At 70.4% G+C, this 11,977-nt stretch carries 8 protein-coding genes and 2 pseudogenes; 1 reads left to right on the top strand and 9 read right to left on the bottom strand.

The annotated features are described in order from the left end of the window. Nucleotides 1-520 precede the first annotated feature (520 nt). Nucleotides 521-2,161 carry a threonine/serine exporter family protein gene (locus AB0D94_RS07305; protein ID WP_362046884.1) on the top strand — a complete coding sequence of 547 codons (1,641 nt, stop codon included), beginning with the start codon at nt 521-523 and terminating at the stop codon, nt 2,159-2,161. A 317-nt stretch (nt 2,162-2,478) separates the two neighbouring features. Here AB0D94_RS07305 and AB0D94_RS07300 read toward each other — a convergent pair. The 9 genes and pseudogenes from AB0D94_RS07300 to AB0D94_RS07260 form a co-directional block, all read right to left on the bottom strand. Beyond that, a pseudogene (locus AB0D94_RS07300) lies at nt 2,479-3,117 on the bottom strand (VTT domain-containing protein); the annotation flags it as partial. 139 nt (nt 3,118-3,256) lie between these two features. Beyond that, nucleotides 3,257-4,015: a MerR family transcriptional regulator gene (locus tag AB0D94_RS07295; RefSeq protein WP_362046881.1), complete on the bottom strand. Its 759-nt coding sequence runs from the start codon at nt 4,013-4,015 to the stop codon at nt 3,257-3,259. Between the two features lie 78 nt (nt 4,016-4,093). Continuing rightward, entirely contained in the window at nt 4,094-4,876 is a 783-nt protein-coding gene (locus AB0D94_RS07290; RefSeq protein WP_362046878.1) for an ABC transporter permease, read from the bottom strand. Beyond that, nucleotides 4,873-5,820, bottom strand: a complete 948-nt coding sequence (locus AB0D94_RS07285) for an ATP-binding cassette domain-containing protein (protein WP_362046875.1) — start codon at nt 5,818-5,820, stop codon at nt 4,873-4,875. Before AB0D94_RS07285 ends, AB0D94_RS07290 begins: the two co-directional genes overlap by 4 nt. Nucleotides 5,821-5,905: 85 nt before the next feature. Continuing rightward, nucleotides 5,906-6,520 carry a PadR family transcriptional regulator gene (locus tag AB0D94_RS07280; protein ID WP_362046872.1) on the bottom strand — a complete coding sequence of 205 codons (615 nt, stop codon included), beginning with the start codon at nt 6,518-6,520 and terminating at the stop codon, nt 5,906-5,908. Nucleotides 6,521-6,547: 27 nt separating this feature from the next. After that, nucleotides 6,548-7,060, bottom strand: a complete 513-nt coding sequence (locus AB0D94_RS07275) for a DinB family protein (RefSeq protein WP_362046869.1) — start codon at nt 7,058-7,060, stop codon at nt 6,548-6,550. A 126-nt stretch (nt 7,061-7,186) separates the two neighbouring features. Continuing rightward, nucleotides 7,187-9,247, bottom strand: a pseudogene (mrdA, locus tag AB0D94_RS07270) (penicillin-binding protein 2); the annotation flags it as partial. A gap of 111 nt (nt 9,248-9,358) precedes the next feature. After that, nucleotides 9,359-10,816 (bottom strand): aldehyde dehydrogenase family protein, encoded by a 1,458-nt coding sequence (locus AB0D94_RS07265; protein WP_362046866.1) that lies wholly within the window; start codon nt 10,814-10,816, stop codon nt 9,359-9,361. Nucleotides 10,817-10,905: 89 nt separating this feature from the next. Further along, entirely contained in the window at nt 10,906-11,784 is an 879-nt protein-coding gene (locus AB0D94_RS07260; protein WP_362046863.1) for a helix-turn-helix transcriptional regulator, read from the bottom strand. Nucleotides 11,785-11,977: the final 193 nt, after the last annotated feature.

The following is an 11,977-nucleotide window of genomic DNA, read 5'->3' as shown; positions in this document are numbered from 1 at the left end:
CGTCCCCACCCCACGCCCAGGCTCCGGAAGCCAGGCCTGGCGGTTATTGGGGCCTCGTGGTGGAGGGGAGTGGTGCCGCGCAGGGGTGTCCCCGCAGGACGAGCGCGCAACCTGGGCAGCGTTTTCGCAGCATGGGCTCAGTGCGCGAGCCGAGGAGACAGCCCGGAGGGGCACCGCGGACCGACCCCACCGACCAGGCTCCGCCGGAACGAGCCAACCCCCACCGAGCCGCCCCGCAGGGGAAAGGGAGGCAAATCCAGCCCCGCCGGCGATTGAGGCGCGGGGTCCGGGGCGGAGCCCCAGGGCCCGGGCGCAGCCGAACCGCACCGCCAAGCCGCCCGCAGGGCACACGGCCGAATCCAGCCCCGCCGGCGATTGAGGCGCGGGGTCCGGGGCGGAGCCCCAGGGGCCCGGGCGCAGCCGAACCGCGCCGCCTAGCCGCCCGCAGGGGGAACCGTTTCGCCGTGGATGAAACGGTTCCGCATACTGGTACCGCGGGTGATCACGGACTGGAGGACGCGTGGCGGAAGCCGACGGGGCAGAGGACAGGAAGCCCACGTCCGACGAGGCGCACAGCGCCTTCACGCCGCCGCCCGGGGTCGAGCCGGAGGGCATCGAGGAGGACCAGCCCACCTCGGAGTTCGCCCGTCCGGCGGGTGCCGAGCCGCCGCCGCCCGCCCCCGAGGGCTCCGCCTTCGCCACCCCCGCGACCTACAGCGCCCAGCACGCCCCGTCCGCCTACACGCCCGGCCACGGCTTCCCCGTGGCCCGCATGAAGGAATCGCCCTGGCAGGACCGCATGCGCACGATGCTGCGCATGCCGGTCGACGTGCGGCCCGTCCCGGAGCTCGTGCAGAAGCAGAGCGAGACCGGCCCCGCGGTGGGCCGCGTACTCGACCTGACCCTGCGCATCGGCGAGCTGCTGCTCGCCGGCGGTGAGGGCGCCGAGGACGTGGAGGCCGCGATGTTCGCGGTGGCCCGCTCCTACGGGCTGGACCGCTGCGAGCCCACCGTCACCTTCACCATGCTGTCGGTCACCCACCAGCCGAGCCTGGTGGGCGATCCGGTCTCGGCGAACCGGACCGTGCGCCGCCGCGGCACCGACTACAACCGCCTCGCGGCCGTGTTCCGCCTCGTGGACGACATCAGCGCCCACGAGGTCGACGTCTCGCTGGAGGAGGCCTACCGGCGCCTCGCCGAGATCCGCCGCAACCGCCACCCGTACCCCGGCTGGATGCTCACCGCCTCCGCCGGGCTGCTCGCCGGAGCCGCCTCCACGCTCGTCGGTGGCGGGGTGCTCGTCTTCTTCGCGGCAGCGATCGGCGCGGTCCTGGGCGACCGTCTGGCGTGGCTGTGCGCCGGGCGCGGGCTGCCCGAGTTCTACCAGTTCGTGGTCGCCGCGATGCCTCCCGCCGCCATCGGGGTGGCACTGAACATGACGGGGATCGACGTCAAGGCCTCCGCCGTGATCACCGGCGGGCTGTTCGCGCTGCTGCCGGGACGGGCCCTGGTCGCGGCCGTGCAGGACGGCCTGACCGGCTACTACATCACCGCCTCCGCCCGGCTGCTGGAGGTGATGTACCTGTTCATCGGCATCATCATGGGCGTGCTGGTCGTGCTCTACGTCGGGCTCCAGTTCGACGCCTCGCCGCGGCCGGAGGAGGTCCTCCAGATCCAGCAGCGGCCTCTGGTCCAGATCGCCGCCTCGATGGTGCTGGTGTTCACCTTCGCGATCCTGCTCCAGCAGGAACGTTCCACCGTGTGGATCGTGACGCTGAACGGCGGGGTCGCCTGGGTGACCTACGGGGCCCTGCACTACGCGGGCGGCATCCCCGCCGTGCCGTCCACGGCCATCGCGGCCGGGCTGGTGGGCCTGTTCGGGCAGCTCTTCTCCCGCTACCGCTTCGCCTCCGCCCTGCCGTACGTGACGGCCGCCATCGGCCCGCTGCTGCCCGGCTCGGCGACGTACTACGGGCTGCTGCTGATCGCGGAGAACCGGCTGAACGAGGGCCTGGGCTCGCTGACGACCGCCGCGGCCATCGCCCTGGCGATCGCCATCGGGGTCAACCTCGGCTCGGAGGCCTCGCGGCTGTTCATGCGGATCCCGGGGGCGACGAGCGCCGCCAAGCGCCGGGCCGCCAAGCGCACCCGCGGCTTCTAGTGCTGTGGCCGGAAAGGTTTGCCGGGTCGCGTCGTCCGGTGCGGTGCATCGCAAGGCGGAGGGCCGCGGCTCGTACTGGACGTACCGGCGCGGTCCGACAACGCGGCGAGGTGCCGTGCCGGGCGGCGCGACCCGGTGAACCTTTCCGGTCACAGCACTAGAGCCGGTACGGGACACACGTACGCCCCGGGGCCTCTGGCGGCTTCCGGGGCGTACGTGTGGTGCTCGGGGTACAGGTGGTACGAGTGCGGCTAGCGCTTGGCGTGGCGGCCGCGCTGGCCCGGGGCCTGCGGGCCGGAGCCCTCGACCGCGACGGCCGGCTCCTCGGCGGCCTTGGCCTTGTTCTCCTTGCGGGCCTTCAGCACCTCGAAGACCACCGGGATCACCGAGACCAGGACGATGCCCACCAGGATCGGCTCGACGTTGGTCTTGATGAACTCGATCTGGCCGAGCCAGTAGCCGGCCACCGTGACGCCCGCGCCCCAGCCGATGCCGCCGATGATGTTGTACGTCAGGAAGGTGCGGTACTTCATCGAGCCGGCGCCGGCCACCATCGGGGCGAAGGTGCGGATGATCGGCACGAAACGGGCGAGCACGATGGCCTTCGGACCGTGCCGGTCCATGAACTCGTGGGCCTTGTCGAGGTTCTCCCGCTTGAAGAGCTTGGACTTCGGGCGGTTGAAGATCTTCGGTCCGAAGAACTTGCCGATCATGTAGCCGACCTGGTCGCCGATGATCGCGGCGGCCACGATCAGCGTGCAGACCAGCCACAGCGGCTGCTTGATGTACTGGCCGTCCGCGACCAGCAGACCTGCCGTGAACAGCAGCGAGTCTCCGGGAAGGAAGGCGAAGAGGCCTGATTCCGCGAAGACGATGACCAGGATGCCGATCAGTCCGAAGTGCGAGATCAGATAGTCCGGGGACAGCCACTCAGGGCCGAGCGCAAACGTGTACACGGGTTCCGGACTCTCCTGGATCGGGGGGCGTGCCGGCGGGAGCAGGCGGGTGCGGGCGGGCGTGCGGTCTCAATTATCAACGCACACGACCCCCGCCCGGTTCCAGGTACCGGCAGGGGTCGGGTGCGTGACGTCCCGGCTACACCTTGCGCACGGCGTTGGCCGTGATCGCGTCCCTCAGGTGCTCGGCGAAGCCGGGCTTCATCGCGTCGTAGAAGGCGGTGAACCGCTCGTCCGCGACGTACATGTCGCCGAGGCAGGTGTGCAGCTCGTACGGGCAGTCGTAGAACCACTGGCTGATGTGGAGCCGGTGCTCCTCGGCCAGGTCCATGGCGCGCTCGCCGTCGGCGGGCTCGCCCGCCTCCATGAGCGCCACGTACCGGCTGCCCCAGTCGGCGGTCTGGTCCTGCATCCGCTTCCAGTCGTCCTTCGTGTAGGAGGCGGCCCGGCGCTGGGACTCGGCATACGCGTCCGTGTCGCCCCAGCGCTCTTCGGCCTCCTGCGCGTACTGCTCCGGGTCGTGGTCCCCGAAGACCTCGAACCGTTCCTCGGGCGTGAGGTTGATGCCCATCTTGTTCGCCTCCATGGCGTGCTCAACGGCCTTGGCCATCTGCTGGAGCCGGGCGATCCGGTCGGACAGCAGGGCATGCTGCCGGCGCAGGTGCTCCCGCGGATCCGATTCCGGGTCGTCCAGCAGGACCGCGACCTCTTCGAGGGGGAAGCCGAGCTCCCGGTAGAACAGGATCCGCTGCAGCCGGTCGAGGTCGGCGTCGTCGTACCGCCGGTGTCCCGCGTGGCTGCGGCCGCTCGGGGAGAGCAGACCGATCTCGTCGTAGTGGTGCAGGGTGCGCACCGTGATTCCGGCGAATCCGGCGACCTGTCCCACGGAGTAGCTCATGGCTTCCGCTCCTCTGGTTGGGTACGCCCTTCACTGTGGTCCCTCACGTGGCGTGAGGTGCAAGCCCGCTCCGCCGCGTCATTTGCTGAGGCCGCGGAAGCGGCCCACGGCCAGCGGGACGAAGACCGCCAGCAGCAGGAGCGGCCAGCCCACGGCCAGCAGTGCGGCGTGGTCGGAGGCCCAGGAGGAGGGCGCCGCCGACGGGTTGCCGAAGAGGTCGCGGACGGCCGTCGCCGTCGCCGACATCGGGTTCCATTCGACCACGGTCCCCAGCCAGCCGGGCATCGACTCCGGCGTCGCGAAGGCGTTGGAGAGGAAGCCCACCGGCCACACCAGGATCTGCACGGCCTGGACCAGCTCCGGGCGTCCCGCCACCATCCCCAGGTGGATCCCTATCCACAGCATCGCGAAGCGCAGCAGCAGGAGCAGCCCGAAGGCGGCCAGGGTGGCGGCCGCCGAGCCGTGCCAGCGCCAGCCGAGCAGCAGCCCGACCCCCGCGAGGACCAGGAGGCCCAGCGCGGACTGGAGCATGTCCGCCACGCTGCGGCCGACCAGGACCGCGGACGAGCACATGGGCATGGACCGGAAGCGGTCGATCACCCCCTTCTCAAGGTCCTGGGTGACCGCCGTCATGGTCGCCTCCAGCCCGAAGGCCATGGTCAGCGCGAGCATCCCGGGCACCAGGAACTCGACGTACTCCCCGTCGATGCCCCGTCCGCCGCCGACCAGGAAGCCGAACATCAGCAGCAGCATCACCGGGAAGACCAGCCCGACGACCACCTGCACCGGCTGCCGCGCCCAGTGCGCCAGCTCCCGCCGGGTCATGGTCCAGGAGTCGGAGACCATCCATGCGGTGCTCATACGGCCACCTCCGCGGCGTCGGTGTCGGCGTCGGTCCGGCCGGTGAGGTGCAGGAAGACCTCGTCCAGCGTGGGCCGCCGGACCGAGAGGTCGGCGGCCTCGATGCCGGCGCCCTCCAGCGCCCGCAGGGTCAGGGCCAGGCCCGCCATCCGGTCCTCCACGGGGAAGCTCAGGGTGGCCCTGACCGGGTCCACCGAGGGGTCCGGCAGCAGCTCCGCCGCCTCGGCCAGGCGGGCCGTGTCGCGCAGGACCACGACGATCCGGTCCGCGCCGACCAGCGCCTTCAGCTCGTCCGCGGTGCCCTCCCGCGCCACCCGTCCGGCGTCGATCAGCGCGATCCGGTCGGCCAGCTGGTCGGCCTCCTCCAGGTATTGGGTGGTCAGCAGGACGGTCGTGCCGCCGCCGACGAGGGAGCGGACCGCGCTCCACACCTCGGTGCGGCCGCGCGGGTCGAGTCCGGTGGTCGGCTCGTCCAGGAAGAGCACCTCGGGTTCGGTGATCAGCGACGCCGCGAGGTCGAGCCGGCGGCGCATGCCGCCGCTGTACTGCTTCACGGGCTTGGCGCCGGTGTCGGCGAGGCCGAACCGCGCCAGCAGCTCGTCGGCCCGCCGTCCGGCCCGCCGGGCCCCCAGGTGGTGGAGGCGGCCGAACATCTCCAGGTTCTGCCGTCCGCCCAGCTGCTCATCGAGCGCCGCGTGCTGGCCCAGCAGCCCGATCCGGGCGCGGACGGCCGCCGGGTCCTTGCGGGCGTCGTGGCCCGCGACCCGGACCACGCCCGCGTCGGGCCGCAGCAGGGTGCTCATGATCCGGACGGCCGTGGTCTTGCCGGCCCCGTTGGGGCCGAGCACGGCCTGGACCGTGCCCCGGGCGACCTCCAGGTCGAGCCCGGCCAGGGCGTGCTTGTCCGCGTACCGCTTGTGGACACCTTCGGCGAAGATCGCCAACGCGAAACCCCTTCAGCTCATTAGTCAAACTTGAGTAGCAGGCTGCGCCAAGGTAGTGCCCGGGAACCGGGCTAGTCAAACTTGATTACGCGAAGGGATTCTCCTGGCCGTCCGCCAGGATCCCCACGAAGGGCTCGCCGCCCTCACCCGCGAAGGAGTAGGCGCCGCCCTCGATCCGGGCGATCAGCCCCCGGGTCCACTCCGCCTCCGCGTCCGCGGAATGGACCCAGCGGTGCATGATCTCGCCGATGTGGCCCAGCTGCTCCGGACCGGCCTCCGGCGTGTAGTAGTCCGTCACCGACGACCGCCAGGCCGCCAGCTTCGACAGCCGCTCCCGCAGCAGCGCCAGCACCTCGGCCCGCGGCAGGTCGACCATGAAGCCGATCGCGGTCGACAGCAGGTCCGTCTTCTGGTCGTACGCGGCCAGGGCCTCGCGCAGCAGCCTGAAGTACTCCTCGCGGCCGGCGTCCGTCACCTCGTACTCGGTGCGCGGCGGTCCGCCCGCCGCGCTCGGCGCCACCTCGTGGGCGTGCAGGACGCCCTGCTTCGCCATCTGCTTGAGCGCGTGGTAGATCGAGCCGGGCTTGGTGTTGGACCACTCGTGGGCGCCCCAGTACTCCAGGTCGTTGCGCACCTGGTACCCGTGTGCCCGCCCGTGCTGGCGGACCGCGCCGAGGACGAGAAGCCTGATCGCTGACATGCGGCCAGGCTAACCGCCGGGTCCCGCCTACCCCATGGCCCGGGTGCCGTCGATGGACTCGCGGACGATGTCCGCGTGGCCGGCGTGCCGGGCGAACTCCTCCACCAGGTGCAGGAGCATCCAGCGCATCGAGACCTCGGCGTCCTGGGGGAACCAGGGGGCCGGGGGCAGCGGGAAGCTGTCGTCGAGGCTGGGGACGGCCGCGATGAAGGCCTCCGTCTCCTTCGCCACCCCGTCCCAGAAGGCCAGCACGTCCGGGACGGACTCGTCCTCGAGCAGGCGGAAGGCCTCGCCCCAGGTCTCCTCGGTGCGCTGGCGCTCGTTGGGCCGCTGCTGGGCCATCCGCAGCCAGGTCAGCTCGCACTCCGCCGCGTGCTTGAGCAGCCCGGACAGGGAGAGCTCGCTGGCGCTGGGGCGGCTCGCCGCCTGCTCCTCGGTCAGGCCTTGCGCCGCCTCGCGCAGCGCGGCGCGCTGCGACTCGACGAAGGACAGGAGCGTGCCGCGCTCGTCACCGGGGACCTCTGTGGAAACCTGAGCCATGACCGACCGCCTTCTTCGTTTGCCGTTGAGTCGTCTCGTGCTGACAAGGACCACGCTACGGAGCATTGCGGTCAGTTCTTGTCCTAGAGGGCCGGTTCAGCGGGCGGTGTTCTCCTCGTCCGGGCGCAGCGCCGGCAGCGCGGTGGCGGGCTTGGGCAGCAGGGCCTTGTTGAGGTCCTGCTTGCCCGTCGGGTCGAGCCCGTACATGGCCTCGTAGATCTTGCGCACCGCCGGTCCCGACGCGCCGGAGCCGGTGCCGCCCTGGGAGATCGTCATGACGATCGCGTAGTCCTCGGTGTAGGAGGCGAACCACGAGGTGGTCTGCTTGCCCTGGACCTCGGCGGTGCCGGTCTTGGCGTGCATGGGGATCTGCTTCTGCGGCCAGCCGCCGAAGCGCCAGGCGGCGCTGCCCGTGGTGGCGACCGAGGCCAGGGCCCCGTCGATGTCGTCGCGCAGCTCGGCGTCCATCGGCAGCTTGCCCTGCTCCTTCGGCGCGATCTCCTGGACGGAGTTGCCGTCGGCGCTGACGATCGCCTTGCCGATGCTGGGCCGGTGGAGGGTGCCGCCGTTGGCGATGGCCGCGTAGACGGAGGCCATCTGGATCGGCGTGACGAGCGTGTCGCCCTGCCCGATCGAGTAGTTGATGGCGTCGCCCTCGCGCAGCTGGTTGCCCTGCCGGCAGTTCTCGTAGGCGATCTTCTCGGCGAAGCTGCCGTTCTTCTTGCCGTCACGGCACCAGGCGGCCTTGTTCGCATCGAAGAAGTCCTGCTTCCACTGCCGGTCGGGGACCCGGCCGGGGACCTCGTTCGGCAGGTCCACGCCGGTCGGCTTGCCCAGGCCGAACTCGTGGGCGGTCTTGAGGAACCAGTCGTTCGGGTTCTTCTTGGGGTTGATGCCGCCGTCCTTCTTCCACTCCTGGTCGGCGATGGCGTAGTAGACGGTGTCGCAGGAGACCTCCAGCGCCCGGCCGATGGTGATGTCGCCGTAGCCCTGGGACTCGAAGTTGGTGAAGGTCTGGTTGCCGACGGAGTAGGCGCTGGGGCAGGGGTAGCGGCGGTCGAAGGGGTAACCGGCGTTGACCGCGGCGGTCGAGGAGACGACCTTGAAGACGGAGCCCGGCGCCGCCTGGCCCTGGATCGCCCGGTTCAGGAGCGGGTAGTTCGACGCCTTGTCGGTGAGGGAGGCGTAGTCCTTGGCGGAGATGCCGCCGACCCAGGCGTTCGGGTCGTAGGTCGGGTTCGAGGCCATCGCCACGATGCGGCCCGTCTTGGCCTCCATGACCACGACGGCGCCCGAGTCCGCCTCGTAGTTCCTGTGGGTGTTGTTCTTGTCGAACGTCTTGCGGGCCTCGATCATCGCGTTGTTCAGCTCGCGCTCCGCGACCGCCTGCACGCGCGAGTCGATCGAGGTGACGATGTTCGAGCCGGGCTGCGCGGGGTCGCTCTGGGCCTGTCCGGTGACGCGTCCGAGGTTGTCCACCTCGTAGCGGGTGACGCCCGCCTTGCCGCGCAGTTCCTTGTCGTACGTCCGCTCCAGGCCGGAGCGGCCCACCTGGTCGGAGCGCAGGTAGGGGGAGTCGGACTTCTTCGCCTTGGCGATCTCCTCGTCGGTGACCGGCGAGAGGTAGCCCAGCACCTGGGAGGTGTTGGCGGCGTCGGGCGCCGCGTAGCGCCGCAGGGCGGTCGGCTCGGCGGTGATGCCCGGGAAGTCGGCGGGGTGCTCGCGGATGTGCAGGGCCTGCTCGGTGGTGGCCTCGTCGCTGACGGGGATGGGCTGGTACGGGGAGCCGTTCCAGCAGGGCTGCGGGGTCTTGGAGTCGCAGAGCCGGACCTTGTCGACGACCTCCTGGGGGTCCATGCCCAGGACCCCGGCGAGGCGGACGAGGACAGACTTGCCCTTGTCCTTCATCGTGAGCAGCTCGGTGCGGCTCGCGGAGACGACGAGGTGGGTGGCGTTGTCGGCGAGCGGGACCCCGCGCGCGTCCAGGATCGAGCCGCGCACCGCGGGCTGGACCACCTGCTGGACGTGGTTGTTCTTGGCCTCGTCCGTGTACTCCTGGCCATTGCGGATCTGGAGGTACCAGAGCCGGCCGCCGAGGGTGAGCAGCAGCGAGAAGACGACGATCTGGATGACGACGAGCCGGTTCTGGACCCGAGGGGTCCGGCCGGTCTCCGGTATGTTGCTCAACTTGCTCTCCCCCGGGCGGCTGCGACGTACGCCCGCCCGAGTCTAGAACGGCCCGCGTCCGGAGAAGGGCCCGCGCCCTGGAAGGCCCCCTGGAAGGGGAAACGAGTCCGGCTAGAAGGGGAAACGCGTCCGGCCGTGCTGTACGGAGATCCACTTCTGGGTGGTGAAGGCCTCCACCGTGGCCTCGCCGTTCAGGCGGCCGAGGCCGGATGCCTTCTCGCCACCGAAGGCCGCGAGCGGCTCGTCCCCGATCGTGGAGTCGTTGACGTGGATCATCCCCGTCTCGATCCGCTGGGCGAAGCGGACGCCGCGCTCCACGTCCCGGGTGTGCACGGCTCCGCTGAGCCCGTAGGGGGTGGCGTTGGTCAGCCGTACGGCCTCGTCCTCGCCGTCGAAGACCACCAGCAGGGCCACCGGGCCGAAGATCTCCTGGCCGAGCAGCGGGGAGTCCTCCGGGAGTCCGGCCAGGACGGTCGGCTCGACGAGGTTGCCGCGCGTAGATCCCCGTACGAGCGCCTGCGCGCCCTCCTCCACGGCCCGGTCCACGAGCGCGGTCAGCGCGTCGGCCTGGAAGGAGTTGATCAGCGGGCCGATGTGGGTGCCCGCGTCGTGCGGGTCGCCGGTCTTCAGGGCCCGGACGCGGGCGGTGAACTTGGCGGTGAACTCCTCCGCGACCGAGGCGTCGACCAGGATCCGGTTGGCGGCCATGCAGACCTGGCCCTGGTAGACGAAGCGGCTGAAGACGGCCGCGTCCACCGCGTAGTCGAGGTCGGCGTCGTCGAGGACGACCAGCGCGCTGTTGCCGCTGAGTTCGAGGACGGTCCGCTTGAAGTGGCGGGCGGCGACCGCGCCCACGTGGCGGCCGACCCGGTCCGAGCCGGCGAAGGAGATGACCTTGGGGACGGGGTGGGTGAGGAGCGCGTCGCCGATCTCGGCTATGTCGGTGACCAGGACGTTCAGCAGTCCGGCGGGCAGTCCCGCGTCCTCGAAGACCTTGGCTATGACCCCGCCGCCGACGACCGGGGCGTTCTGGTTCGGCTTGATCACGACGGCGTTGCCCAGTGCCAGGGCGGGGGCGACCGACTTGAGGGTGACCAGGAAGGGGAAGTTGAAGGGGCTGATCACGGTGACCACGCCGACGGGCAGGCGCTGGACCCGGTTCTCCTTGCCCTCCACCGGCGAGGCCAGGATCCGGCCCTCGGGGCGGACCGCCAGCTGCATCGCCTCGCGGAGGAACTCCTTGGCGAGGTAGACCTCGTACTCGGCCTTGGGACGGGTCCCGCCGAGCTCGTCGATCATCGCCTCGACGATTTCCTTCTCGCGCTCCTCGGTGATGCGCAGGGCCCGCTCCAGGACCGCCCGTCTCGCGTACGGGCTGGTGGCGGCCCATTCGCGCTGCGCGCGCTCGGCGCCGCGGTAGGCCTGGTCCACCTGCTCGACGGTGGCCACCGTGATGGCCGCGAGCTTCTCCCCGTTGTAGGGGTTGACGTCGATGATGTCCCACGAACCGGTGCCGGCCAGCCATTCGCCGTCGATGTACTGGTGAGCCAGGTCGGTGAATATGGACATGCCATCCCTTACTGCGAGCGCGCACCCGTGCGCTGCACCGGAGACCGATCGGTCGTCATGCACTGATCAGACGTCATACTACGTGCGAATCAAGACAGTTGGAGGAGTCCCCGCAGAAGATCCCTGGTCCGGTCGGGGTCGGGGCAGTCCGCCTGGAGCCGCTCCATCGCCCGGCTGTACTGCCCCACTTCCTCGTCCTTGTCCAGGTAGAGGGCGCTGGTGAGCTGTTCCAGATAGACGATGTCCTGGAGGTCCGACTCGGGGAAGCGCAGCAGGGTGAAGGCTCCGCTCTCGCCCGCGTGTCCGCCGAAGGAGAAGGGCATCACCTGGAGCTGCACGTTGGGCCGTTGCGAGACCTCGATGAGGTGCTCCAGCTGGCCGCGCATCACGTCGCGGTCGCCGTACGGGCGGCGCAGCGCGGCCTCGTCGAGGACCGCGTGGAAGACCGGGGCGCTCTCGGAGACGAGGACCTTCTGGCGCTCCAGGCGCAGCGCGACCCGGCGGTCGATCTCGGCGGCGGTGGCGCCGGGCATGCCGCGGCGGACGACGGCGTGGGCGTAGGCCTCGGTCTGCAACAGGCCGTGGACGAACTGGACTTCGTAGATCCGGATGAGCGAGGCGGCACCCTCCAGACCGATGTACGTCTGGAACCATCCGGGCAGCACGTCTCCGTAACTGTGCCACCAGCCGGTCGCGTTGGCCTCGCGCACCAGCCCCAGCAGGGACTCGCGCTCGGAGGTGTCCGTGACCCCGTAGAGCGTGAGGAGGTCCTCGACGTCCCTGGCCTTGAAGCTCACCCTTCCCAACTCCAAGCGGCTGATCTTCGATTCGGATGCGCGGATCGAGTAGCCGGCCGCCTCACGGGTGATGCCGCGGGATTCTCGGAGTCGCCTGAGCTGAGAGCCCAGGAGGATGCGGCGCACCACAGAACCGCTGGCTTCTGCGGTCACTAGTACTGCCCTCCCCATCGCATTGGTGTGCGCGTCGCGGGGCCCCCGTACCCCAGAGGCCGCAGTCTGCCACCAAAACGCATCGGCCCGTACTCGTTCTGTAACGGAATCCTGCCTCCGGGAAAAGAAGTCCGTATGCATGCGTAGGAAGAAATGAGCAAGAACCGTCACGGGAGTGGACACGTCCGGCGCGTGCACGTGCATCTGCCCT

Origin of the sequence: Streptomyces sp. NPDC048255, assembly GCF_040652415.1 — a bacterium.
Lineage (GTDB): Bacteria > Actinomycetota > Actinomycetes > Streptomycetales > Streptomycetaceae > Streptomyces.
Note: the sequence above shows the minus strand (reverse complement) of the source record. Positions and strands in the feature narration are given on the sequence as shown.

Excerpts from the sequence above, each read along its gene's own strand:
- AB0D94_RS07295 (WP_362046881.1), bottom strand. The coding sequence starts at position 4,015 with ATGAGCTACTCCGTGGGACAGGTCGCCGGATTCGCCGGAATCACGGTG.
- AB0D94_RS07290 (WP_362046878.1), bottom strand. The coding sequence starts at position 4,876 with ATGAGCACCGCATGGATGGTCTCCGACTCCTGGACCATGACCCGGCGG.
- AB0D94_RS07280 (WP_362046872.1), bottom strand. The coding sequence starts at position 6,520 with ATGTCAGCGATCAGGCTTCTCGTCCTCGGCGCGGTCCGCCAGCACGGG.
- AB0D94_RS07275 (WP_362046869.1), bottom strand. The coding sequence starts at position 7,060 with ATGGCTCAGGTTTCCACAGAGGTCCCCGGTGACGAGCGCGGCACGCTC.
- AB0D94_RS07265 (WP_362046866.1), bottom strand. The coding sequence starts at position 10,816 with ATGTCCATATTCACCGACCTGGCTCACCAGTACATCGACGGCGAATGG.
- AB0D94_RS07260 (WP_362046863.1), bottom strand. The coding sequence starts at position 11,784 with ATGGGGAGGGCAGTACTAGTGACCGCAGAAGCCAGCGGTTCTGTGGTG.